This is a genomic window from Psychrobacillus sp. OK028 (genome assembly GCF_900103605.1).
GTDB lineage: Bacteria > Bacillota > Bacilli > Bacillales_A > Planococcaceae > Psychrobacillus.
On sequence record NZ_FNHY01000007.1, the window covers coordinates 58,937 to 83,462 of the forward strand.

Sequence of the window (24,526 nt, forward strand, 5' to 3'; positions counted from 1 at the left end):
ATATCCAAGATCACTTACCCTCTGTCTATTCATCCGCTCTCTTTTTAATTTCCTTAGCTATTTTTCTTAAAGCTTTTTTGGACCCTCTTTCCATGTCATGTGTGAATTTTCTTTCCGCATAGCTTACAAACAATGTAGATAGATCATATCCTTCAGGGTATAAATCGGTTGCTTTTCCCTCTAACACTATTCTTTTAACATTCTGCTTTATTACTTCATTCTTAAAGAAAACAGAAACATTATTCTGTTGATCCTTTTTCTCATACACGATACCAAAATCGTCATACTCAAGTAATTTTACTCTGTCTCCTCTTTCGAAGTTGTACGTTTCTATTTGTGATTCGCTATGAGCAGTTGGTTTTTTAATCTTATTTTCTCTCACACGTTCTAAATCATATGTTTTGTTTTCCATATAATTTTGCGCTTTTTGCAGAACTTTCTCTTGAATATTCATTTTATTAGCAATCCATAATGCATTGCTTTCCCCTGACTTTCCAATTAGAAGCTTATACATTGGCTCTAATGCTTCACTATCAAACTGCATCGCTGCATTCATAAAGTCACTATGGATTTCTGAGTAGCGCTTTATCTCCCCATAGTGAGTTGTTGCAACGGTTATACAACCCATCTGATAAAACTCCTCCAGGATGGCAATAGCTAAGGCTGCTCCTTCATTTGGTTCTGTTCCACTTCCTATTTCATCGAAAAGAAGCAATGTATTATTCGTCGATGCACTCATTATTTCCGAAATATTTTTCATATGGGACGAAAAAGTACTAAGCGAATTTTCGATGCTTTGATTGTCTCCGATATCGACAAATAGGTTATCGACCACCGCTATTTCCGTCCCAACATCGGCGGCTATATGAAATCCGGACATGACAGCAAGAGTTAAAATGCCAATCGTCTTCAGCACCACTGTTTTTCCTCCCGCATTTGGTCCGGTAATGATCAAACTGCGATAATCCTTTCCGATTTCAAAGTCTAGAGGTACGATATTGCCAGGCAACAGTGGGTGCTTGAAATTTTTTAAATAGATATACCCATAATTGTTTAACTTCGGTTCAATACCATCGATACTTTTACTAAATTTTGCTTTTGCAAAGATCATGTCATACTGAGCAATCAATTCAATATTAATATGAATTTGTCTAATTTCCTCTTGGATCATACCAGAAATAGTAGCTAAAATTTGATACTCTTCTATTGATTCTTCCGATTTAAGAATTGCAAGCTCTCCGTTAAATTTTGTGATTGTTGCTGGTTCGATAAATACCGTAGATCCTTTAGAGGATGATTCAATAATCGTACCCTGTACTTGGTTTTTATAGGACGCTTTAATCGGGATAGTAAATCTATCATCTTTTTTACTGATAAAGAATTCCTGTATATATTCTTTATTGGCACTACTTTTAAGAAATTTATTCAACCGCTCTTCTATCTTTTCTTCCGTTTTTGCAATTTGGTTTCGTATACGTTTTAACTCTCTGCTCGCTTCAGAATCTACCATATTTCCTCTAATAGAAGCATTGATCGTTTCTTCAATTGTTGTAAATTCCATCATGGAATAAGCATATGAATGAAGAAGAGGAGCAAAAAATTCTTTCCCTAACATGAATTTCTTAATTATTCTACATCCTCTTAAGAAATCCGATATTGCTACTAACTCAGAGGGACCCAAAATCATCCCTTTTTCAAGTTTTTCCATTAAATGTCCAATATTAGTGATACCTTTTAACGGAAGATGGTTTTCTGCATCTAATAACTTTCTTGCTTCAGTTGTCTCATTCAGTCTAATTTCCACTACTTTACTGTTTGTACTTGGGTATAGATTATCCAATAATTCCTTCCCTAAACTGCTAACACAGAAGGATTTCACCATCTCTTTTAGTTCGTTATATTGTAATTTTTCATATGTCATCGTATTCATCTTCTTACCTCCACTAAGAATAATAAAAAAATGCCCGCAAAAAAGTTCCTACCACTCCATTAAAAAAATGGATAGAAAGCTCCTGCGGGCATCTGCCAAGTATTAGGCAAGGCATACAAATCGTTCACAAATAGAGGCGAAGAAAAAGAGCGCAGCAGGACAAATCCCACCACGCTCTTCGTCCTAACATACATCATGTTAAACGAACTATAGAAAAGGAAGCAGTCTTTAGGTAGGTATCTACATTGAAAAAAAATGTAGAACAAGGGCGTACGAAACAAGCTGGTTTATCACCAGGTTTTTACACACCTTATTAAACTAATGTAAATTAGCTCATACCTACTTCAGACATACTTCACCACACCTTTTATTAGAATATTTACACTATAGCACCATTCCTAATGAGAGTCAATTGGTGTCTTGTAATTTCTTAATGCCTATTACTCTCATCTCGCAATCTTATTCTCCACCTTTTCCATATACTTCTTCAGCTGTATGAAACCCATCATTGATAACGGTGCTTTCAAGATTATCTCTATTTACTGCAATCGGGGGTAGCAATACAGATGGAACTTCCTTCTTCCCGTTATTGACTTGTTCGTGGAAGGTAACAGTTTCCCCTTTTGCCATAGCCACTGCGATTTCCGCTACCTTTTGGGTAAGCATGTGTATTGGTTTATAGACCGTCATTGTTTGAGACCCCGCCACAATTCTTTGAACACCTGCCAGATCGGCATCCTGCCCTGCTACAGGTATTCGATTTGCTAACCCATGATTTTGAAGTGCTTGAATTGCACCACCAGCTGTAGCATCATTGGCAGCAATTACTGCATCAATCTGACCATTTGTCGTACGAATAGCCTCGTCCATATTGGCCTGTGCATTTGCTGGAGTCCAATCCTTCGTCCACTGATCATAGACAACATGGATATCTCCTCGCTCAATATAGGGCTGTAACACCTTAAAAACCCCCTCCTTCAATAGATGGGCATTATTGTCGGTGATGGCTCCTCCTATAAAAACATAATTTCCCTTCGGAACAAGTTCAGCTATAGCTTCAGCTTGCATTTTACCAACTTGCTCATTATCAAAAGAAATATACATATCGAGCTCGGCATTTTTAACGAGCCGATCATAAGCAATCACTTGAATACCTGCGAGATGTGCTTTATGGACAATTGCCGCTGTAGCCGCAGCATTATGCGGGACAATCACTAGTAGATCAATGCCGCTTTGAATCAGTGTCTCAGCTTGTGAAATCTGTAATGCATCATCCCCATTTGCAGCCACAATTTCCACTTCTGCTCCTAGGCCTTCTACAGCTTTTTTAAACAGTTCACGGTCTTTTAACCAACGCTCCTCCTGCAATGTATCCATCGAAAATCCAATCCGTACTGGCTCCTCCTCTTTGACAACAACTGGTTTGTCCTCTGGCTTTAGAGATTCAGGTGTAGATGTATCCGTACAAGCTAAAAGAACAAGGATTACTCCGAGTAGCCAAACGATCATGCGCATACTTTTCATCTGACTCCTCCTCTACACTTTTGCCTGTTTACTCCATAATGTCTTTCTATAATCCTTCGGGGACACACCACACATTTTCTTAAATACCTTACTAAAGTAGTTAGGTTCGTGGTAACCAATCTCAAAGGTAATTTCTTTTAAACTTTTCTCTGGGTCATTTAATAGCTTCTTTGCTTTGTCGATGCGACATTCGGTTAAATAATCTATATAGTTTACGCCAAGCTTTTCTTTAAACATTTTACTAATATAAATTGGACTTAAACTCACTCGTTGAGCCAACGTATCCAAAGATATATCTTCATGCGAATGTTCTCGAATATACTGCTGGACTTGGTGTATTTTATCGGCTTCTATTTGATCGTAATGGGCATTATAGACAGAATTCATCTGTTCAAGCAGTAATAATGTTTCTGTTCGTAGCTGTCGATAATCATTTGCTTGGAAGGAGAAAAATAGTGAACCTACTTCCATACCCATTTCGTCCATCACACGGTTTGCTACCCAAAGTAACTCAAGGATTCGTTGCTGCGTATAGATTAATGAATTTCCAACGTTTTCATACTGCTGAATAATATCCAATAAACGTGTACGAATAGCCACCCATTCTCCAAGCCGGATATGTTCAAAGAAATCCTTCTGTTGTTGCTTAACAATCAGATTATCCGTTTCTAAAGTAAGCGCCGGAACATCCATATAAAATCGGTATTTAACTGCTAAAGATGTATCCATCGTCGCAATAAGTGCCTCCTGATATGACTGGCGTATGTCATCAAGTGTTTGACACACCTGACCGATCCCCACAAACCATTCAGTTTCCTGCCGCTCCTTATTTAAAGATAAAATGGCTGTAGCTAAAGCTATCGCTTGGGAACGAAAGCTCTTCTTCGAATCTCGAAAAATAATAAGTGGTAGCTGTCTCCCGTTTAAAGCACCTACCCAAGCGTCTCCAGATGCCCTAACCCTCTCTTTAATAGGCAAATAATAATTTTGTGCTCCTTCTGGCAAAACTAGTACCATCACAAACTTTTCAAGTGTGGAGCGAATATTTAGCATTTCGACGAGCATATCAATATGAACCTCATGAACATGATCAAATAATAACTGAGTGACAATATCCGTTTCTACTAAGGAAAGTGCCTGCTCCAACTTCTCGCTTTGCATTCTGCTAGTGCTTTCTACTTTTTGCTCCTTCTGGCATTCCTCTAGTACTTTACCAACAGTTAAAGCAATTTCACTTGCTTTACTTGGCTTCAATACATAATCCTTCACGCCAAGCTTGATGGCCTGCCTTGCATAATCGAACATATCAAAGGCTGTTACCATAACAAATTTGATTTTAGGATGGTTTTCCTGAATTTTTTCAATGGTCTCTAAACCAGTCATACCAGGCATCATGATATCCATTAATACTAAATGTGGCTGAAAACTATCAGCTAGGTCGATTGCCATCCGTCCATTCTTTGCTTGAGCAATTAAAACATCAGGAAATGCTTTTTTCAAAATGGCTTCCATTCCTTCACGTTCTATTGGTTCATCATCCACGATCAATAGCCTCATCACTTATCTCCTCCCTAGTTTCTGGGATTTGTATGATTACCTTTGTTCCAGTACCTACTTCACTCTTGATGGATACTAAATTATCCATACCGTAAAATAAGTGGAGTCTTTTCACTACATTTTGAAAACCAATGCCAGTGGAGTGCCCTTCATTTGAATCAATCTGTCCGTTTAGTAACAGTTCTATTTTTTCCTGTGTTATCCCTTTTCCACTATCCTCAATCTCTACAATAATCCAGCTGCCATCTCTATAAATTCTAACTGAGATAGTACCTCCATTTTCTTCTGGTTCAATTGCATGAATGACAGCATTTTCGATAATCGGCTGTAGCGTAAGTCCAGGAATATTAACATGTAAACAAGTTTCATCTATGTTTGCTTTAAAATGTAATCGATCCGCAAATCGTGCTTTTTGTATTTCCATATATTGATAAAGTACAAGTACTTCCTCATACAAAGTGACGGAACGATCAATTCGTTTTAAGTTATACCTTAGTAAACCAGCTACACTAACTAACAGATCACTTGTCTCCTCTGCTCCATCCAAATAGGCTTTTTTGGACAAAGTATTCAATGTATTGAATAAAAAATGGGGATTAATCTGACTCTGTAAGCTCTTCAACTGGCTATCCTTCAATAGCAGCTTACTTTGCTGAAGCTCATGTTCAAGCTGAGCTTTTTGTTGAATCTCCAATATTAAATCATTGATATTGATCCGCATTTCATCAAACGTTTGGGCTAGAAATGCAATCTCATCGTTTGATTCTACTTTGATTTTTTCATCAAAACGGCCCTTTGCTAATACATTTGCAGCCTTCGTAAGCTGATGAACTGGTCTTGTAATACTAAGTGAAAACCAATATGTAGCCAACAGCAATATAGCTGTAACTAATAGTAAGATCCAAATACCAAGCTTCTTTAGCTCCTCTGACTGTTGAATGATTTCTCGATAAAATCGATTATACGTTTTTAATTCTCGCTCTAAAATGGATAATGTCATTTCAGATATGTACATCGATATACGATTCGCTTCGTTGAACTCATTTGTCGAACCCTCTAACTCCTGCTCTTCGGAAAATAGTATGGAGCGCTGTGTCGTCTCTACTAAACTATCGATTAAATGTATATAGTTCGTAACAGCAAAAGCATTTTCTTCATTGCGAAGCTTTGCTACATCCTGTTGAACTTCTTCTATTGTTTGAATACTTTTCTCAATTTGTACTTTATGAAATTCCGTCGGATCTAGCAAAAAATTATTTAAATCGGTTATCATTTTCTGACTAGCGATCGTTACTTCATTCATCCGTAAATAGCGCTGTAAAATGGTATTCGTTTGTTCTTGGGTTTGCTGATTGTAATAGGTCAGCATCATCCAAATAATTCCCATGATGAGTAGCATTACAGAAACGAGCAGCCAAATCTTTCGTTGAATGGTCGTCATTGTGTTTCACCATCCGATGTAAGCATATTCGTTTCGGTTAAATACCCATCCGAATTAAGTGGAACCGTCTTTCCAGAAATCCATTCCACGAGCCACTTCACACTTCCCCGCCCCATCTCTTCGGGTTTCTGCTCTAATATACCATCCAGCTTTCCTTGTTCTAAGAGGACAGTCGATTCGACTCCATCATCAAACGTATAAATATGATAGGGCTCTACCTGTGTTCGTCTGCCTATCTCCTGAATCATAGGTCCAGCATAATTTGCATTGACCGCGATAAACGCAGTGGCTCTTGGAGCTTCGTTCATAAGCTGTTGCGTAGTCGAAATTACCTGCTCATTTGTCCCCTCTGTTCCTCTAATAATTATGTTAACCTCGGGATAATTATCGAGCACATTTTGTATTCCTGCTATACGCTCTTTTTGATAATATGCCTGCACTTCATCCCTCAAAATGATTACTTCCCCCGCCGCACCCATTTCTTTTATGAGTTGATCGGCGACCATTTGTCCAGCAAAGAACTGATCGGAGCCGACATATGTTTTACGCAGGCTTTCTTCCACTGGAACATCGTTAGCGACTGTAATGACTGGTATTCCATAAAAAGCTGCTTTAATTTTTGTCAGTTCTTTAAATTCATCGGTATCTAGGCCTTGAACAATAATTCCATTCACTTTTGAATGAATCGCAATTTCCATCTTCTTTAGAAAATCATCCTCGTTATTCCCATAGCTTCCCCACACTTCGAGTTCTACATTTTCTTTCTTAGCCTGCTGAATGGCACCTTTTCCGACTTTATTCCAAAAAGGAGTGTCCAACTCTTGGGTGATTAGTACGATTCGAACAGAATCCTCCATCTCGGAAAGGGAAGCAGGTAATTCACTTGCAAACCGAAATGCCTTTGTTGCAGAAACAATCGTAAAATAACTAAGAACAATGATTAACGCAGCTAGTAGTACTACAATTTTTTTCCGCATTTACCTTCCCCTTTCCATAGCTCATTTCTTCCATATTAACACCCGTATCAAAATTGACAATGCTATCTTTCGGTGATTTCTATCGGTTAAATGACTGTTAAAATTGTCCGTTTAGTATTTCATTTACAAGAACGAGTAATAATAGATTGCAAGCGAGTATTGTTAACTAGTTTGCGAGTTAGTAGACGGCAAGTGAGAGTAAACGACAGGCTTCCGAGTGTAAACCAAATAATCTCCATATATAATACATGGCACCCCTATAAACAGGGTGCCACATATCAAAGCTATAAGATTAAGCGCGTTGCTTACGTGTCATTACATCGAAAATTACTGCTCCAGCCAAAACGCCTCCACGAATCATATATTGGTAGGAAATACCAACCCCGAGCAGATTCATCCCACTCGATAAGGATGCCATAACAATTGCACCAATAATTGCACCTGTTACTTTACCAACACCACCAGCAGAGGATACCCCTCCCACATAGGCAGCAGCAATTGCGTCAAGCTCAAATAGTGTACCTGCTGTAGTCGTTGCGGATTGGAGCCTAGAAGTAAATAGAATCCCAGATAATGCAGCGAGCATTCCCATCGATCCAAATACGATATATGTAATCTTTTGTACGTTGATCCCACTTAAATGAGCAGCTTCTGGATTACTGCCGACTGCATAAATGTGGCGACCAAGCACCGTTTTGGTCGATAGGAAATGATAGATAACTACTACTATAATCATAATAATTACTGTCCAAGATAACCCGTTATAGCCTGCTAAAATCCATGTGATATATCCAATAATTGCGGAGATTAATACTAGCTTCGCTGTGAATAACCCATTAGACATAACCTCGAACCCGTAAGTCATTTTGTTGCGCCGAGTAGATATTTCATTGTATATAAATAAAAGAATACCTATTAAACCTACTAATAATGTTAATAGATGCAAGCCATTTATTTGCATAATAGATGGGATAAATCCATTCCCAATCGCATTGAATTGGTCATCCTTAATAATAATTGTTCCTGTCTTCTCTGTAACCTGAAGTAATGCACCACGGAAAATGAGCATTCCTGCAAGAGTTGCTACAAAGGCTGGTATCCCAATTTTAGCAATTAATACACCATTGACTAACCCTATTAAGGCTCCAAAAATTAAAATGACTGGAACAGTAATCCATACAGATATGCCCATTTGTGTTAAGAATATCGCGGCAATGGCACCAAGAAATCCTGCTAAAAACCCAACAGATAAATCTATATGACGAATGACAATTACAAGCGTCATCCCTACTGCCAAGACAGCGATATAACCTGCAGAATCCAATAAATTACTAATGTTTCGTGAAGACATAAATAGACCGTTCGTCATAATCGTAAACGTTAACATAATCACTATTAGCGCAATATACATTCCATAGTCTCGAATGTTGGCTTTGACGAGTGCTTTTGCTTCTCCAAAAAAGTTCATCATTATCCCCCTTTTATTGCGTCGCAAGCTCCATTATCGTTTCTTGTGTCGCTTCCTCCATGGTTAGCTCTCCTTTAACCGAGCCCTCTGCCATGACATAAACTCGATCGCTCATTCCTAGCACTTCGCCTAGTTCAGAGGAAATCATAATAATACTCATTCCTTCATTGATTAGTTCATTCATAATAGAATAAATCTCAAACTTCGCTCCAACGTCAATTCCTCTTGTTGGTTCATCCAATATCAAAATCTTAGGTCCAGTAAACAACCATTTGCCAAGTGATACTTTTTGCTGGTTTCCACCGCTGAGTTTGCCAACTATTTGTTCAAGTGAGCTTGCTTTTATATAGAGTGATTCTTTATATTCAGTTCCTATTTTCACTTCTTCGTTTAAATTTAGAATTCCATTTGTGGATATTCCTTTGAGATGAGCTGCTGATACATTGCTCTTAATATCCTGTAATAAGAATAAGCCATCTCCTTTCCGATCCTCCGTCACATAAGCAATACCTGCTTTAATGGCTTCACCTGTATGCTTTAATACCTTTTTTTCTCCAAACATCTTCATGCTGCCCTGAAGCTTATAGTTTTTAGGATTTCCAAATATACTAAGTGCAAGCTCCGTACGACCCGATCCCATAAGTCCTGCAATCCCAATAATCTCGCCTTTTTTCACCTCAAGCTGAACGTTTTTCACAACGTTTCGACCAAGCTGTGGATCATAAGCCGTCCAATCAGATAATGCAAGAATTGTTTCACCAATTTTCTTATTGGGGCGTTTTGGATAAATATCTTCAATGTCACGACCTACCATATTTTTAATAATGACGTTTTCGGTTACTTCACTCGCATCTAACGTACAAATTGTCTGACCATCTCGCAAGACGGTTACTTTATCTGCAATTGAAATAACCTCCTTCAGCTTATGCGAAATCATAATGCAGCTAATACCTTGGTTTTTCAACTCTTTTAGAAGTACCAATAAATTCTCACTATCATCTTCATTGAGTGCTGCTGTAGGTTCGTCTAATATAAGCAAATTTACATCCTTACTTAAAGCTTTGGCAATTTCGACTAGCTGTTGTTTCCCTACACCTAATTCCTTGATTAATGTTTCTGGAGTCACTTTTAAGTTCACTTTTTTCAATAATTCCGTTGCTTGAACAATCGTATTATTCCAATCGACGAAAGGACCTTTTTTCAGTTCGTTTCCTGCAAATATATTTTCATACACCGTCAAATCTGGAAAAAGAGCTAGTTCTTGATAAATAATACCGATGCCCACTTTAACACTTTCCGTAATTTCGTTGAACTGCTGAACCTTCCCTTCAAATACGATATCACCATCGTATGTGCCAAATGGATAAACCCCACTTAACACTTTCATCAGAGTCGATTTGCCCGCACCATTTTCACCAACTAAACAATGAATCTCTCCTTTTTTCACTTTGAAATTCACATTTGAAAGGGCCTTGACTCCTGGGAATTCTTTAGAAATATTATTCATTTCTAAAATATACTCACTCATATGATTGCCTCCCCCCTACTTTAAAAAATAAAATGGAGAAATAGTGATAGATGACTCTATCACTATCTTCCTTTTTAAATAACCTTACTCTAAACCTGTGAACTCGCTTGCTTCGTAATACTTAGAATCAATAAGCTCTGCTTTTACATTCTCTTTGTCTACTACGATAACATCTGTTTGTTTCGCTTTTACTTCAACTGCTCCATTATCATAAGACCCAGTTGTTTCTGGTGTTTTGCCATCTAACACTTCTACTGCCATACCCATAGCATCTTTGACTAATGTACGAACATCTTTGAAAACAGTCATCGATTGTTGTTCATCAATAATGTATTGAATCGAAGCTTTTTCTGCATCCTGACCAGTTACGTAGTAGTTCGTAATTGCGCTATCCGATGCAAATACATCCGCGATTGAACGAGCAGTTCCATCATTTGGAGCTAGAATCGAAACATCTCCTTTAAGGTCGTCACTAGCAGCAGTTAGATGAGTTTGAGCTTTGTTTTTTGCATCATTTGCATCCCAGTTTGTTGTGATCTGACCAATAATTTTGCCAAGTTGATCACGTGAAAGATCCGCAGAATCCTTTAACGCTTCTGCTTCACTAGAGTTAGCAATTTTAAATGTTCCATCTGCTATTTTCGGTTGAAGGACTTGCCATGCACCCTCAAAGAAAAGGAATGCATTGTTATCAGACGCTGCTCCTGCATACAAGTAAAGTGGAACATCCGAGCCAGTAGCATTGTCTACTAAATACTGTGCTTGTGCAGCACCAACTGCTAAGCTATCAAAAGTTACATAGTAATCTACTGCATCCGTATCCGTGATTAAGCGGTCATATGCGATAACAGTTACTCCTTCTTTTTTCGCTGCTTCCACCGCTGAGGCAGCAGCCGCTCCATCATGAGGAGTGATGATTAAAACTTTTATGCCTTTATTTAATAATGCTTCTACATTTTCTTTTTCCTTCGCTGAAGATCCTTGGCTGAACAGAATTTCCGTAGAATAATCCGAATCGGCTAAAGCATCTTTAAAACGTTGTTCATCCTGAACCCAACGTGGCTCATCCTTTGTCGGTAATACGATACCTACATCTACCGAACTGTCACCGCTATTGTTACATCCGGCGGCAACCAATGTGAAAACCATCAAAATAACTAAAAAAGTTAACCCCTTGAACTTCTTCATTCTGCTATCCCTCTCCCTTTTTAGAAAATTCATTACTCCTTAATTATAAATTTAGAATACATTCTTGGAAGCGCTATCATCTGTACTCTTTTATCATTACCTATACTTTTTTAACTTTTGGATTTGGTTTCAATAAAGCTTCTGATAAAAGAGAGGGTTAATTTATCAATAATGAATGTGGAGAGTAGATTCCCTCAATTAAATTAATGTGGCGTGAAAGTACAATAAGGCAAAAAAAGTTGAAAACAGCAATGTAAAGATATCTTTACATCGTTGTTTATTTATTTTATACTAAATGTAAAGATATCTTTACGTTGTTCGAGAGAGGAAGTTAGGTGGATTTGAAAGTAAAAAACAGAATTAAAGAGATACGTCTAACAAAGGGGATTAGTCAAATTCAAATGGCAGAAGATTTACAAATTACAAGACAAACGATTAACGCGGTAGAGAATCACAAATATAATCCAAGCTTGGAGCTAGCACTTAAGTTGATAAGTTATTTCGATGTAGCATTAGACGAAATATTTACTTTAGAGGAGGAATAACATGAAAAGTTGGCATATCATTATAGCCTGTACGCTGGTTTTTTCAATGAGTATCGGTTTTTACTTAGGTAATTTAATGGTCCCAGATTTACCTGTTGGAACTGTGGTTGCCGGAATTATTGGTTCGGTTGTAGGTGTAGGAATTGTTCTTGGAACTATTAAATTCCGTGAAAACCGAAAGAAACATAATGTACCTGATGTTGATGAAAGAACATGGATAAATATTAAAAATTTCTATGCTATCTCGTTATATATAGTTCTATTTGGAAGTATGTTAATTGTATGTTTACTATTTGCACTTGGTACAGAAACAATTGAATTAGGTTTTTTAAGTATATATTTATTAATCCTATTTTTTTTATTAGTCATTGGAACATTTGTTGTTAAAAGACAATAACGTAAAAAAGAACTATACTTGGATATCTTGAAAGTAAAGAATATGCAGTTTGCTATAAGGAAGATGATTTTAATTGGTATTGGTTTGGAACGGAACCACCTAGTAACTCATTTAATTAATTGGGGCTTTAGTAGATATCATAGGGTTGCTTAGGCAAATCTTTTTTCTTATTTAACTAAAGAAGCAGGTTAGTTGAATAAGGTTTCTGGTTTTAATGGTAAATATGTTTATGAGGAGGAGTTAAATGGAGTAAAGCCTTTTTCTTATAGAAGAAGGAACTTACAGCAGGTTAAGTTAGGCTGAAAATGGTAGTTGTTATGTCACGTTTCACACAAACTTTGTCATAAGAAAAAAGAGCAATGGTAGATAAATCTAACCTTTGCTCAAGACATTCAATTATTGCAGATCATTAATACGTTTCCGTCTAAATCTTGAAAGTTAAAATAGGCAAAATCACCAATCCGCTCTATTTCTCTAACAACCGTTATTCCCTTGCTTTCAATAAATTTGTATGCTTCATCAATATCTTTAACGAAGAAATTAAATAAAGCATGGCTCGAAGGGTTTAATGTAAAGTTCGGATCGAAAGTGTGGTCGTCTAAAGTAAGTCCAGTCTCAGCTGTAATAGGGATATTGTAAACAGGAGATGAAACATTATCCTTATTAAAGGGTATTCCAAGTAGATTGCTGTACCATTCTGCTGATCTTTCTAAGTTACTAACATGGATAAATACATTATTTACCTTACAAGCGATTGGAGAAGCAATTGAATTCATTTACATTCCACCTTTAATAATTTTCTTTTACTTATTCAACAAATCTTAAGAAAAACCTTTTTTTAACATAAATTAGTTATGTCGCAGTTCGATCATAATGTGAAGTAAAAGAGAAACTGCTTTTGGAGACGAAAAAATAGAGGTGTTCAGAGTGAGGTTACTAATTAGTGTATTAAGAAAAATACTTGAGAAAGATCTTTTTCACACAACACATACAATATTGATAGACCGAAAAATCAACCATTAACATAACCTTCCATAAAAAAAGAAACCTCAAGCATCCTTTGAATGCTACAGGCTTCTTATAAAATCTATTTAACTATTTCTCCAATCCTCTTCCCATGATTCTTGACTGTCACTACCCATATTTTTCTCTTTCTCTTGTACAAATTGTTCAAAGGATTTCATCAAACGTTGAAGCAGGATATTTTCTTCCTCATAGGTGTCTATTTGCTTCACTTCCACCGATGAAACATTAGGCGGAACTCCAGTAAGCTTATGAACGCTAACATTTAAGGCTCTTGCAATAGGTTTATTGTATCGTTCATCCGGGATATATTCCTTGCGTTCCCAATTCGAAATAGTACTGACAGTAACCTTAAGCTCTAGGGCTAATTCCTCCTGGGACATGTTCTGCGCTTTTCGTACGGACCGTAATACCTCTCCTTTGATTTGCATGTATATTCTCCTTTCTAAACATTATCAATTATAAACCTACTAATATTTACCCCATTTCATAAATAATATGTAAATTTTCAGATAATGACTAGAATGTACCTATATAAGAGAGTAGTTATTTAGACTGACGAAATACCCCAATCTAATTTTAAAATTTCTTTAAATGTTTCGAGCTTTTCCCTACCTATTTGGTCGGCAATCTTCTTCTCTAGACCAGCCTTGAGAGTTTCATATTTTTCATAACATTCGTTGCCTAGTGCAGTTAACTGGATGCATTTTTCTTTTTTATTGTTCTTTACTGCGCTAATTTCTACTAATCCTTTTGCTTCTAAGCTTTTTATAAATTTATGTGTTGCCTGGCGTGAAATATTTACTTGTCTATTAATATAGGAAATGGTCGGATTCTTTTTATATATCCTCGCGATAATAAACCATTCTGAATTGGATAAATAAATATCATTGCTGCTATTCCATAATTCTTCCGTTATTTTTCTAATCATAATATGCCTTTCACTAATTAAGTCGATTAAGTCTAAATTATTTACATCGTATTCGTAACTCAAGCATTTTCCCCCGTCCACTTTTTCTCTGTTACTAAATATACAAGCACTATCACTCATCGTCAACTAAGTTGACTAATTTGAAAATTAAGCTTACAATTAATTTAGTTAACTAAGTTGACAATATTCTTTAGAGGAGTATGTAGTATGTTTAAAGTTGGAGAACTGATTATTTATTCTGCACACGGTATTTGCCAAATAGATGATATTTGTGAAAAAACGTATAACGGAATTACAAAGAAATATTATGTTTTACATCCATTAGATAACTTGAAATTGTCGATAAGTACTCCCGTAAATAATAAGGCAGTAAACATGCTTGAGCTTCTAGATCGAAATGAGGCGAAAATACTATTAAATTCCTTCCATTCCCCAGGTATTGAGTGGATTGAAAATAACAAAGAACGTACAAAGGTCTACTCTGATATTATAAATAGCGGCAATCGAAAAGAGCTTTCGAAAGTCGTGAATACATTATTACGAAAAAAAGTTGAATTAGAACTTGATAATAAGAAATTACTTGACCAAGATTTGAAGCTATTAATCTCTGTTCAAAACATTCTCTATAGAGAACTGGCATACTCTTTGAATACTTCATTTGAATCAATTATGGAAGAAATTTCAAACAGTGTACACGCTGAAGTTTCTGCAACAGTTTAAATAAACAATAAACCTCCGGCCATGAGGCTTATCATTCCATCAGCAAACAAAAAAGACGACCTCTCTCCAAGTTCATCCTTGGAAGAGAGGTCGTCTATTATGTTTTATAGGTCTGAAATCATACCGCCATCTACAACGAATTGAGATCCTGTTGAATAGCTTGAATCCTCAGAAGCTAAATAAACTACTAGGTTTGAAACCTCTTCTACTTCTGCACGACGGCGAAGCGGAATATCTTGCTCCAGTTGTTTTAGGTATTCTTCTACGTCCGGTTGGGCAGCCATTGGCGTTTTAATAATCCCTGGGTGAACAGAGTTTACTCGGATATTAAATTGACCAAGCTCGGCTGCAGCACCTTTCGTCATACCAGTAACAGCATGTTTTGAAGCACTATATGCAATTGCAGTTGGTGCACTTACTAAACCATCTACAGAAGAAATGTTGACGATTGAACCAACGCCAGCTTTTTTCATCGAAGGAACAACGGTTTTCATCCCTAAGAATACACCCAACTCATCTACTTCAAAAGTTAAACGGAAATCTGCTTCTGTTAACTCTTCTAATGGTTTGAAAATACCAACACCGGCGTTATTTACTAATACGTTAACAGGAGCCCCGAAAGCTTCTTCAGTTTTAGCAACAACCTCAGCCCAATTATCAGCTTTTGTTACATCTAATTTTAAAGCAATTGCACCCTCACCAATTTCATCGGCTAAAGCTTGAGCTGCTTCAAGGTTAACATCAGAAATGGTAACTTTTGCGCCTTCTTGTACAAATTTACGTGCGTGCATTGCACCCATACCTTGAGCAGCACCAGTAATTATAGCGACTTTATTTTGAAGTTTCATAATAAAATTCTCTCCCTTGCAATTTTCATTTTTATCTCAAATGTGAGATATCTATAATTTAATTATACTTCGTATTTTTGATATAACAAATATTAAGCTCACAGATATCTGAGTAATACCTCTCATATTCTTCACAAATTCTTCCGTAATATACTGGCAGGATATAACTTCCCGATACAATATACATATTAAAGGTTACAGTGTCCAGAACATGAGTTATTTATTATCAGACCGCATTAAGCCTTAGCTCATAAAAATACTGTACAATTGGATGCTTTAACTTCATCTTCTCGCTCATGTTTAATATTCGTTTCTTTCCAACCCGTCTGTCCACCAAAGCTAGAATATTCAATAAGATATCATTGCTTTCCAAGCTTTCTTCTATAGGACTGGATAAAAATTTATTAGCTACGACGATAAAATTGGATTTACTTAATGATGACTGTGCTGACATAATCTCTTTGGCATATTCGGAAAGTTTTCTACCCCTTGCAATCACTTGAAGACGATCCTCCGGAACTATCCCCTTGGTTTCCTTTCTCACCGCTTCCATTTCATCATCGGTGATAGGAATTTGGATACTTGAATCATTCTTAATTTCCTGCTCCGTCTCATACCATTTGATTAAAGTAGTTTTATCATTCATATTGAGTATGTTTTTCTTATCTAATGCAATATAACAAGTTCCAGCTTTACCAGGCAAATAACGGTAACTTGTTGCACGGTATTCAACTCTTTTATCTAGTGCAGGACAGAGAAAGCTCTCCAGATTTTGCTTCAATTTGCTCCAAGACATGAAATTCTCCTTAATCTTTATTTTATAAATATTTATCGAGGTAATCTTCCTACTTACCATCATACAATAAAAAATATTACTTTTAGTTATTTTTAATCCGTTTGGCATGTCGCTCATTATTCTCGGCACATCTGAGATCTAAATAACTCTAAACACTGTGGAGTTAGGACCAAACGCATGATGAAATGCAAGTTATGATGTACTGGGATACTAAGGAACAATTCGAAGCTTGGCGCAACTCTGATGACTTCAAAAACTCTCACAAACGTGATGAAAGCGGAAGTTCAGAAGATTCACCTGTACTTAAAAGTGAGCTAGTTATCGCTGAAATCGTTTCTGTGTTAACGAAATAATCTCTAAAGGATTTAGCTTAATAAGATGTCGAATCCTATTTTGAAATCGGTGTAGAATGTAAGGAGCTTAACCTTCCCCTGGTAGTTAAGAATTCTTATTTAACACGTCAGCAAAATACGAAAGGAGGAATCCCGGATGTTGTTCAGGGGTTCCTCCTTTAATTTTTGAAATAGTACCATACTTATTTTTGAGGCTCTCCTATCTACTTAAAGTAAGTGAAAAGAAAAGCCTAGCAATGGCTATAGAATACTTATGAAAATTATTAACTTTTTCATTTATATTTCAAAGGCAGTAAAACTACCCTCATCATCAAAATCTTTAATACTAATAACTTTATCGGCAAACTGTTCAACCGCATCTATGCTGTTTCCTCCTATTACAAGGGATAGCACCTTAAAACTCTTTTCCTTTTTCTTTCTATTAAACCCTTCAAGAAATAACCCGGATAGCCTATCTTCTCCGTCTGTTACAAACACAATATCCGCTTGTTTAAAACGGCTTTCGCTAATTACATTTACTGCTCCTTCAAGAGGAAGTGAAAAGTTCGTACCTCCACCTAAGAAAGTTTGGGCTAGATGGATTATATCTGAACTTTTTATTTTTCCTTTTTCAAATGTTAAAACTTGCGTCGAGGAAGAAAACAAAATTAAACAAAAATCCCTTCCTTGTTTTCTGGCAATGGACATAAGAGCTAGCGAAAAACCTTTGGATTGGGTCTCTAGTATTTGCATACTTCCCGATTGATCCAGACATAGTATGATTGGTCCCTTCCCTAATATCTTTCGACCTTTTTGCTCATATTGCATCGTCTGCCCTTCTACAAGGCGCCGAAGAAAGTCGTTCTTTGTAATTTGGTTTGTATATAGGCTTAATTCTATTGGGAGTAATCTCTCTACATCGTTGCCTAACGCAACCCCACTTCTTTCTATTGAATCACTTTTCATGCGCTTTTGCTTTTTTCCAGCTATCTGTTTCAATCTTCCAGCCCAATCCGCAATTTCTTTCATCTTCTTGTTAGCTGCAATTTTTTCAGCTAATGAAATTTGATCACGTAAAGGAATCTTTTTCAGTTCTGCATCCGCAGTCCCTGCACTGTAGCCTCCGAGCAATGACTTTAGACTATCTTTTACTTGTTCTGTTTCTTCCATGGCATGAGTTAATAATTCGGAGAAGCTGTCACTGTTGTTTTGAAGCATCCATTGCAATTTCTCGTTAAACTTATCCATCGCTTCTTTAAAAATTTTCTCTGACTCCAAAATTCGATTTTCCGTCTTTACTTCCCGTACTTGCATTTGAGATTTCCTTTTGAACGTGTGAAGTTCTTGTATCTGTTTCTGAAAATTTATATCTTGCTTTTTTTGGTTATCCAACCACTGATTCACCTTATCTCCAAATTTCACAGTAGCAATAGCAGACGATAAATCATCCAATCGGGTGAAGTTCCGGTATTCAAGGAAGTATGTATCCTTCATAATTCTTCCCATGAGTGATTTATTGACCATCAGAATGGTATCAACATCTCTTTCCGTAATTTCAGGTTTCATCTTATATAAGGCAGCCCAAATGTCGGCTAGTAATGGTTCGAACATCGGCAACTCACCTTCAGCTCTGATTTTTTGAAGACCTAGTGACATCTCAAAAACTTCTTTGAAACGTCTTTTATCGAATGAGTCTGTGTTTAATACGGAAAGATTGTCGATGTAACTTTTAGGATACTTCACAAGGGACACCTCTTTTCACATTTTAAAAAATATACTCGAGGACCATCTTTGTTCATTTAAGTTATCCAAATGACAAGGTTCTAAAACTCTATCTAAAATTTCCTGTTGCATCGAGGTTACTTTATTTAGTAAAACATCGATATCAGCCTGCCGACTTTGATGGTGAATTTTAAGCTTATTTAATTCAGCCACTAAGGTTTTCATTTTTTGAGTTGCTTCCATTCCAGCCTCTGGTGACTGATCGTGGAGAGTGGAGTAGAATATTTCATTTGCTTCATTTTTAAGGGAATATAGGGTTTGCGTAATAGCGTCATGTGCATGGTTCCGGACAATGTAGGATACGATTTCTTTTTGGTCTACCTTTTCCCAAAGAACATTTTCAAGGATCATAAGATCATCCATCTGGACGACCTCCCTTTGACTAATCAATGCTTTAGCTTGCAGGACGCTCAATGACTGCTTGAACCTTCTGTCCGATGGGCGAATTCCTTCATCCCTCAGCCCCACACGAATTTTCGAAAGGGCTTTATATACCTCATCAGGAATGACTACATTATCGGTCAAAAACTGGAGGTACACTAATTCTTCCATTGTCATGAAAGGCATTTGCATAGTTTGTCCAGCAGATTTTAACATCGAGACAAAATTCGTTTCATCTGCAATAGGGTTAATCTCATATCGCAAAAGGAAACGATCATATAAAGCATCAAGCCCTTCTTCTTCGTCTGGGTATTCATTCGAAGCACCTATTACAGACATCAAGGGAACTTGAACTGGTGTCCCGTTATTATAGAATTGTCTTTCGTTAATTAGTGTCAGCATGCTATTCAAAATAGCAGAATTTGCTTTAAAGATTTCATCTAAGAAAACTAAATTTGCTTCTGGCATCTTATTTGTAGTAATCCTTTGGTAAACACCTTGCTCCAAACCTTTTAACGATAATGGACCAAATACTTCCTCTGGTGTACTGAACTTTGTCAGCAACCATTGAAAATATGTGCTTCCCTCTATAATTGTAGATAATTCACTAGACAATGCCGATTTAGCAGTTCCTGCAGGACCGATCATGAGCATATGTTGCCTTGAGAGTAATGCAACTAGAATTCCCTCAACCTCCATCTCTCGTTCCAAAAACTTTGAATTGAGCGCCTGTCTGATTTGAACTAACTTATTGTAATTAGTAACTATCATGTTTTATAACTCCTTGTTTTGTAATATAAACGGAAAATGTAGTGTATCCATCCCATTTCTTGCGGAAATTATATTCTAGAAATAGTTTTAATTACAGTTTGATTCAAAATCAGCCATTTACTCTTTCATTTATAACAATAAAAATTCAGCAAATTAATGAGAGGCATCGATATTTCATATAGCATAACCTCTCTAGATGCTAATGAGGTACTAATAGAACAGTTCTAATCATATTCTTAGAAAGGAAAACAGGAAGAAGGAGTGCAAGGTTAGTTGAAAAAAGTTAAGGTTAGTTTACGTCCTATTTTAAATAAGGTAAATATGCCCACTGTTTTAAAAACAGCTATACTTCCAGGAGACTCAATAGAAAGATTGTTTGTTGCAACCCAGGTAGGAGAGATATTTTACATAAAAGATGGAGCTATAAGAACTTTTTTAGATATTCGCTCACGTATTCTAAAACTAGGTGGAAGTGGTGGTGGATATGATGAACGTGGATTGTTAGGTCTAGCGTTTCATCCCGATTTTTATTTTAACGGGCTGTTTTACCTTCATTATTCAGTAGCCGGATCACAAGGTCCAGGTGCACTTCTTGAACCCTTTGAGCCTAACCCATGTGATCCTAGAACTTTAAACCTAAAGTGGTTGAACAGAGAAACTCAATATGACCATATTGATACAGTTGAAGAATGGATTTTACAACCCAATGGTCAACCTCAAAAACGACGGGCATTACTTAACTTAAGAAGACCTTTTTTAAACCACAATGGTGTTAATAGCTTAAACTTTTCACCTGAAACAGGAAAACTTATATTAACAACTGGAGATGGCGGATCTGGCTATGATCCATTTAATTTAAGTCAGAACGATATGGAAATAGCGGGTAAAATAATTGAAATTGATGTAGTTAACTATACATTTGTATATAGTCCGCCCGTAGTTACACGTTTCAATGAGCTTCCGTTGCTAATCCAGGAAACGCTTTCGGTAATGGCTAAAGGAGTTCGAAATATACCGGGCATTTCATTTCAAAGATTTTATAACCAGTATATTAAACATGTGGGAAATGTCGGACAGGATTTGGTAGAGTCGATATTTTCATTCGCTCAATATAAAGCAATACCAGTTACTCAGATTACCCAAAATTCTTTGATGACATCCGAAACTGACCAAGAGGGTTTTATTAACTTTGGCTGGCGAGGGTGGGAAGGTGCTTTTCCTACTTCTATTATTAGGGCTTGTTCAGCTAACCCGGCTTTGGATGAGAAGACAGTTGCTTATTATAATGAAGCAGTACAAAATTCAATGCAGCGTCTTCAGCCTTTAACTAGTTACTTTCATAAAGATCCAAGACCCGATAAGTTTGAGGGAACTGCACTTACAGGAGTGCAAACCTATCTGGGCAATGGAATTCCCGATTTAACAGGATGCGTTGTGTTTACCGATCTTGACCAGGACGAGGAATCTCCACCTCCTGGAAGAGGTGTTTTAGCTTATACTAGAGTAAGAACAGATGGCAAACCAAATGATTTTAGTGTTATTGAAACCGATTATAATTTTGGATCCGGGTCAGCATATTATGTTAGTTTAGGAACGAATATGTATCAAACAAAGCTTTATTTAGGGGTTTATGGTTCAACGAAAGTTGCCGACTTTAACCAGGGTACAATTTTTGAAATTGTTCCATGATTTATAATTATAAAATTCTATAATTTAAATTCAAACTAAATGAAACAAACAAGAGAGTGATTAGGCTCCCTTGTTTGTTTCTTTTCAGTTCAACATCTATTATTACCGTTACCGCATTTCTAATGTATAACCACCACGCACAAAAATCATTTCAAATACTGAGAGGATTTGGAGAGTTACTATATTATAAAGATCTTCAATTTTCGAAAAAAGAATAAAGCCACCTCAACCCATAACCAGTTGTAAAGTAGAGAAAACATAAAAATACCTCCCACTGTCATGAATGAAGGGGAATCGGATACACTTGGACCCAGTACTGGAAAGTGAAAAACATACAGTAGACTTATAATACCTATCGTTAAGAGAACGGAACCAATAAAAATAATGCTAAATCTCTTCTTGAAAAAGGAAAAAGCTACTCCTATACCAATTCCTAACAATCCTGTTGTAAAAGGAAAAATAACTAGTTCACTAGGAGACAGAATGAATAGTAACAGGGATGTAAGAAAATAAGATATCACTCCCATCTGAAGAGAAAACATAGCTCCAATCAAAATGGGTAAAGTGGCAAAAGGACTTACAAAATATCCGATCCCAGGTAAAAATCCACCAGCTGCCTGGAGTACAGCAGCAATACAGGCAAGTAAAGATCCTAAAGCAAGCCTCTTCACTTGAGAATGTTTACGAAATTCTACTTGGGCAACTCGAATATCATCAGAAAGCAATTTTAAAAAATATATCATTCCACCTCATTCAAAAGCCTTTTAGAGGGAACCTCTTATAACAAATAGTATTCATAACATTTTTAGCTTATAACTATTCCGGCTAGCTAGAAGGGAATATAGTACACAAAAAGAAGGGGAATGAAATATTCATTCCCCTTCCTCTTTTTATTCAGTTCAAAGTCATAAAACTCTTATACTACAATCGATTTGGATAGTGAGATCCTATTTTAGGAAGCTCATAAAGCTAGAGAATGAAGCTACTAGGTCTTTATAGTATCCAACCATTTTATCCTTTAAAGTGTTTTGGTCGGATTCCGTTTGTACTGTATCTTCCACTGATTCTACAGTGTCTTGCACTGGTGCCTCAACTTCTGATACTGTATCTTCAACTGATTCTACAGTGTCTTGCACTGGTGCCTCAACTTCTGATACTGTATCTTCCACTGATTCTACAGTGTCTTGCACTGGTGCCTCAACTTCTGATACTGTATCTTCCACTGATTCTACAGTGTCTTGCACTGGTGCTTCAACTTCTGATACTGTATCTTCCACTGACTCTACAGTGTCTTGCGCTGGTTCTTCAAGATCTGATACTGTATCTTCCACTGATTCTACAGTGTCTTGCACTGGTGCTTCAACTTCTGATACTGTATCTTCCACTGACTCTACAGTATCTTGCGCTGGTTCTTCAAGATCTGATACTGTATCTTCCACTGATTCTACAGCGTCTTGCACTGGTGCTTCTACATCAATTGCTTCCACGTTTTCGGATTCTTCACTTGTTTGAGCTAATTTTTGCTCAATAAGGGATTTATAGTATCCGATAACACTTTGGTAGCCTTCACCGATAAATTGATAAGTTTCATCTACCCAAGAGCTAGAGTCATCTTGTGCTGCCGGTGTTTCAGTAGTTTCTTCTTCAGCTGAGCCTGTTCCTTCTTCTACTTCACCATCGTCAGCTGCTGGTGCTTCTGGCGTTTCAGTAGTTTCTTCTTCAGCTGGGTCTGTTCCTTCTTCTGCTTCACCATCATCAGCTGCGGGTGCTTCTGGTGTTTCAGTAGTTTCTTCCTCAGCTAGTTCTGTTCCTTCTTCTACTTCACCATCTTCAGCTACTGGTGCTTCTTCAGCCGCTGCGTCATCCTCAACTGCTTCTGTACCATCTTCTACTTGATCTTCTTCAGCTGTTGGTGCTTCTGGTGTTTCAGTAGTTTCTTCTTCAGCTGGGTCTGTTCCTTCTTCTGCTTCACCATCGTCAGCTACTGGTGCTTCTGCTTCTTCAGCTGGTTCTTCACCATTTGTTTCATCTATATTATCATCATTATCTGGTTCATCATTATTTTTGTCGGAATTAGATTGAGCTAGTTGGCTAACTAGTTTACCTTTTTCAGGAGATCCTGGTAGACTTTTTGCTAATGCAGAAACTTTCTGACCATGATTTTTCACTTGTTCAGTTATTTCTGGATTAACGTCCTGCTTATCAAGCTCTGCTGCAGAAATAGGTGCACCAGCTGCTAAAAAGGTTGCTGCCACCATTGAAGTTGACATTACTAGTGGAGCAAATTTTTTCGATAAATTTTTAGTTTCTTTCTTTGAGTTCATTTGTTTTTTATTCATTACTTGATCTCTCCTAATTCGTATTTTTTCTACTGATAGGATGGATTTTTCATAAATTCCTTGATTTATCGTTTCACCTCTTATTCTACTGAGTAAGATTTATTACTCAAATATTTTTCGGCAGCACCATCTTCTGCCTGCCTTGAATATAACAAAGCATTGTTACCATTTTGTGTTACTCTCATTAAAAAAGATGAAGCTTTCATTACGTATATTTAGAATTTTGCAATATGTGAAATAATAAAACCAGCCCAAAAAATTCTTTTTTAAAAAATGATTGCGCTTTCATTTTTGTTCCCTCTGATACTTCATTTGTATTCTCATCCTTTTTATTTAATAAAATTATCCATTTTATTTTA

General features: G+C 36.8%; 22 protein-coding genes. 5 read left to right on the forward strand and 17 right to left on the reverse strand.

The genetic code is table 11. The features are described from left to right. Positions 1 to 25: 25 nt before the first annotated feature. The 8 genes from BLR36_RS12605 to BLR36_RS12640 form a co-directional block, all read right to left on the reverse strand. Positions 26 to 1,930, reverse strand: a complete 1,905-nt coding sequence (locus tag BLR36_RS12605; protein ID WP_093062105.1) for an endonuclease MutS2 — start codon at positions 1,928 to 1,930, stop codon at positions 26 to 28. Positions 1,931 to 2,389: 459 nt separating this feature from the next. Then, a complete protein-coding gene (gene xylF, locus BLR36_RS12610) occupies positions 2,390 to 3,454 on the reverse strand; it encodes a D-xylose ABC transporter substrate-binding protein (protein ID WP_093062106.1) in 1,065 nt (354 codons plus the stop codon). A 12-nt stretch (positions 3,455 to 3,466) separates the two neighbouring features. Next, a complete protein-coding gene (locus tag BLR36_RS12615; RefSeq protein WP_093062107.1) occupies positions 3,467 to 5,014 on the reverse strand; it encodes a response regulator in 1,548 nt (515 codons plus the stop codon). Continuing rightward, positions 4,989 to 6,452, reverse strand: coding sequence for a sensor histidine kinase (locus BLR36_RS12620; protein ID WP_093062108.1), 1,464 nt, complete (start codon positions 6,450 to 6,452; stop codon positions 4,989 to 4,991). Before BLR36_RS12620 ends, BLR36_RS12615 begins: the two co-directional genes overlap by 26 nt. Beyond that, complete coding sequence (locus tag BLR36_RS12625) at positions 6,449 to 7,429, reverse strand: sugar ABC transporter substrate-binding protein (RefSeq protein WP_093062109.1); 981 nt, start codon at positions 7,427 to 7,429, stop codon at positions 6,449 to 6,451. Before BLR36_RS12625 ends, BLR36_RS12620 begins: the two co-directional genes overlap by 4 nt. Positions 7,430 to 7,721: 292 nt before the next feature. Continuing rightward, a complete protein-coding gene (locus tag BLR36_RS12630) occupies positions 7,722 to 8,897 on the reverse strand; it encodes a sugar ABC transporter permease (protein ID WP_093062110.1) in 1,176 nt (391 codons plus the stop codon). 13 nt (positions 8,898 to 8,910) lie between these two features. Next, the gene (locus BLR36_RS12635) at positions 8,911 to 10,425 is read right to left on the reverse strand and encodes a sugar ABC transporter ATP-binding protein (protein WP_093062111.1); all 1,515 of its coding nucleotides are present in this window, start codon (positions 10,423 to 10,425) and stop codon (positions 8,911 to 8,913) included. 84 nt (positions 10,426 to 10,509) lie between these two features. Continuing rightward, complete coding sequence (locus BLR36_RS12640) at positions 10,510 to 11,613, reverse strand: sugar ABC transporter substrate-binding protein (RefSeq protein WP_093062112.1); 1,104 nt, start codon at positions 11,611 to 11,613, stop codon at positions 10,510 to 10,512. A 341-nt stretch (positions 11,614 to 11,954) separates the two neighbouring features. Here BLR36_RS12640 and BLR36_RS12645 point away from each other — a divergent pair, with 341 nt between their 5' ends. Continuing rightward, positions 11,955 to 12,158, forward strand: coding sequence for a helix-turn-helix transcriptional regulator (locus tag BLR36_RS12645; RefSeq protein WP_093062285.1), 204 nt, complete (start codon positions 11,955 to 11,957; stop codon positions 12,156 to 12,158). A 1-nt stretch (position 12,159) separates the two neighbouring features. After that, positions 12,160 to 12,555, forward strand: a complete 396-nt coding sequence (locus tag BLR36_RS12650; protein WP_093062113.1) for a hypothetical protein — start codon at positions 12,160 to 12,162, stop codon at positions 12,553 to 12,555. A gap of 392 nt (positions 12,556 to 12,947) precedes the next feature. Here the strand turns inward: BLR36_RS12650 and BLR36_RS12655 are convergent, their stop codons facing one another. The 3 genes from BLR36_RS12655 to BLR36_RS12665 all read right to left on the reverse strand — a co-directional run bounded on the left by BLR36_RS12655 (position 12,948) and on the right by BLR36_RS12665 (position 14,572). Beyond that, positions 12,948 to 13,331 carry a VOC family protein gene (locus BLR36_RS12655; protein ID WP_093062114.1) on the reverse strand — a complete coding sequence of 128 codons (384 nt, stop codon included), beginning with the start codon at positions 13,329 to 13,331 and terminating at the stop codon, positions 12,948 to 12,950. Positions 13,332 to 13,646: 315 nt separating this feature from the next. Further along, entirely contained in the window at positions 13,647 to 14,009 is a 363-nt protein-coding gene (locus BLR36_RS12660; protein ID WP_093062115.1) for a helix-turn-helix domain-containing protein, read from the reverse strand. Between the two features lie 119 nt (positions 14,010 to 14,128). Next, positions 14,129 to 14,572: a MarR family winged helix-turn-helix transcriptional regulator gene (locus BLR36_RS12665; protein WP_254771407.1), complete on the reverse strand. Its 444-nt coding sequence runs from the start codon at positions 14,570 to 14,572 to the stop codon at positions 14,129 to 14,131. Positions 14,573 to 14,716: 144 nt separating this feature from the next. On the opposite strand from BLR36_RS12665, the gene BLR36_RS12670 reads away from it, so the two are divergent. Further along, positions 14,717 to 15,229: a CarD family transcriptional regulator gene (locus BLR36_RS12670; RefSeq protein ID WP_093062116.1), complete on the forward strand. Its 513-nt coding sequence runs from the start codon at positions 14,717 to 14,719 to the stop codon at positions 15,227 to 15,229. A gap of 104 nt (positions 15,230 to 15,333) precedes the next feature. Here the strand turns inward: BLR36_RS12670 and BLR36_RS12675 are convergent, their stop codons facing one another. Both BLR36_RS12675 and BLR36_RS12680 read right to left on the reverse strand, forming a co-directional pair. Further along, positions 15,334 to 16,080 carry an SDR family NAD(P)-dependent oxidoreductase gene (locus BLR36_RS12675; protein ID WP_093062117.1) on the reverse strand — a complete coding sequence of 249 codons (747 nt, stop codon included), beginning with the start codon at positions 16,078 to 16,080 and terminating at the stop codon, positions 15,334 to 15,336. Positions 16,081 to 16,303: 223 nt separating this feature from the next. After that, on the reverse strand, positions 16,304 to 16,873 hold the full coding sequence (locus BLR36_RS12680; protein WP_093062118.1) for an SF0329 family protein: 570 nt from the start codon (positions 16,871 to 16,873) through the stop codon (positions 16,304 to 16,306). A gap of 194 nt (positions 16,874 to 17,067) precedes the next feature. Between BLR36_RS12680 and BLR36_RS18850 the strand changes: the two genes are divergently transcribed. After that, positions 17,068 to 17,226 carry an antibiotic biosynthesis monooxygenase family protein gene (locus tag BLR36_RS18850; RefSeq protein ID WP_175454074.1) on the forward strand — a complete coding sequence of 53 codons (159 nt, stop codon included), beginning with the start codon at positions 17,068 to 17,070 and terminating at the stop codon, positions 17,224 to 17,226. Between the two features lie 276 nt (positions 17,227 to 17,502). On the opposite strand, the gene BLR36_RS12685 is transcribed toward BLR36_RS18850, so the two are convergent. Continuing rightward, on the reverse strand, positions 17,503 to 18,948 hold the full coding sequence (locus BLR36_RS12685) for a VWA domain-containing protein (protein WP_254771408.1): 1,446 nt from the start codon (positions 18,946 to 18,948) through the stop codon (positions 17,503 to 17,505). A gap of 15 nt (positions 18,949 to 18,963) precedes the next feature. After that, complete coding sequence (locus BLR36_RS12690; RefSeq protein ID WP_093062120.1) at positions 18,964 to 20,139, reverse strand: AAA family ATPase; 1,176 nt, start codon at positions 20,137 to 20,139, stop codon at positions 18,964 to 18,966. A 273-nt stretch (positions 20,140 to 20,412) separates the two neighbouring features. Between BLR36_RS12690 and BLR36_RS12695 the strand changes: the two genes are divergently transcribed. Further along, entirely contained in the window at positions 20,413 to 21,828 is a 1,416-nt protein-coding gene (locus BLR36_RS12695) for a PQQ-dependent sugar dehydrogenase (protein WP_093062121.1), read from the forward strand. Positions 21,829 to 22,007: 179 nt separating this feature from the next. Here BLR36_RS12695 and BLR36_RS12700 read toward each other — a convergent pair whose 3' ends face one another. Together BLR36_RS12700 and BLR36_RS12705 are read right to left on the reverse strand one after the other, a co-directional pair. Further along, positions 22,008 to 22,571 carry a YybS family protein gene (locus tag BLR36_RS12700; RefSeq protein WP_371326724.1) on the reverse strand — a complete coding sequence of 188 codons (564 nt, stop codon included), beginning with the start codon at positions 22,569 to 22,571 and terminating at the stop codon, positions 22,008 to 22,010. Between the two features lie 204 nt (positions 22,572 to 22,775). Beyond that, positions 22,776 to 24,167: a hypothetical protein gene (locus BLR36_RS12705; RefSeq protein ID WP_093062122.1), complete on the reverse strand. Its 1,392-nt coding sequence runs from the start codon at positions 24,165 to 24,167 to the stop codon at positions 22,776 to 22,778. Between the last annotated feature and the right edge of the window lie 359 nt (positions 24,168 to 24,526).

Bases quoted from the DNA above. Each gene is read 5' to 3' on its own strand.
- BLR36_RS12605 (WP_093062105.1), bottom strand. From the start codon at position 1,930: ATGAATACGATGACATATGAAAAATTACAATATAACGAACTAAAAGAG.
- xylF (WP_093062106.1), bottom strand. From the start codon at position 3,454: ATGAAAAGTATGCGCATGATCGTTTGGCTACTCGGAGTAATCCTTGTT.
- BLR36_RS12620 (WP_093062108.1), bottom strand. From the start codon at position 6,452: ATGACGACCATTCAACGAAAGATTTGGCTGCTCGTTTCTGTAATGCTA.
- BLR36_RS12625 (WP_093062109.1), bottom strand. From the start codon at position 7,429: ATGCGGAAAAAAATTGTAGTACTACTAGCTGCGTTAATCATTGTTCTT.
- BLR36_RS12630 (WP_093062110.1), bottom strand. From the start codon at position 8,897: ATGAACTTTTTTGGAGAAGCAAAAGCACTCGTCAAAGCCAACATTCGA.
- BLR36_RS12635 (WP_093062111.1), bottom strand. From the start codon at position 10,425: ATGAGTGAGTATATTTTAGAAATGAATAATATTTCTAAAGAATTCCCA.
- BLR36_RS12640 (WP_093062112.1), bottom strand. From the start codon at position 11,613: ATGAAGAAGTTCAAGGGGTTAACTTTTTTAGTTATTTTGATGGTTTTC.
- BLR36_RS12650 (WP_093062113.1), top strand. From the start codon at position 12,160: ATGAAAAGTTGGCATATCATTATAGCCTGTACGCTGGTTTTTTCAATG.
- BLR36_RS12655 (WP_093062114.1), bottom strand. From the start codon at position 13,331: ATGAATTCAATTGCTTCTCCAATCGCTTGTAAGGTAAATAATGTATTT.
- BLR36_RS12660 (WP_093062115.1), bottom strand. From the start codon at position 14,009: ATGCAAATCAAAGGAGAGGTATTACGGTCCGTACGAAAAGCGCAGAAC.
- BLR36_RS12670 (WP_093062116.1), top strand. From the start codon at position 14,717: ATGTTTAAAGTTGGAGAACTGATTATTTATTCTGCACACGGTATTTGC.
- BLR36_RS12680 (WP_093062118.1), bottom strand. From the start codon at position 16,873: ATGTCTTGGAGCAAATTGAAGCAAAATCTGGAGAGCTTTCTCTGTCCT.
- BLR36_RS18850 (WP_175454074.1), top strand. From the start codon at position 17,068: ATGATGTACTGGGATACTAAGGAACAATTCGAAGCTTGGCGCAACTCT.
- BLR36_RS12690 (WP_093062120.1), bottom strand. From the start codon at position 20,139: ATGATAGTTACTAATTACAATAAGTTAGTTCAAATCAGACAGGCGCTC.
- BLR36_RS12700 (WP_371326724.1), bottom strand. From the start codon at position 22,571: ATGATATATTTTTTAAAATTGCTTTCTGATGATATTCGAGTTGCCCAA.
- BLR36_RS12705 (WP_093062122.1), bottom strand. From the start codon at position 24,167: ATGAATAAAAAACAAATGAACTCAAAGAAAGAAACTAAAAATTTATCG.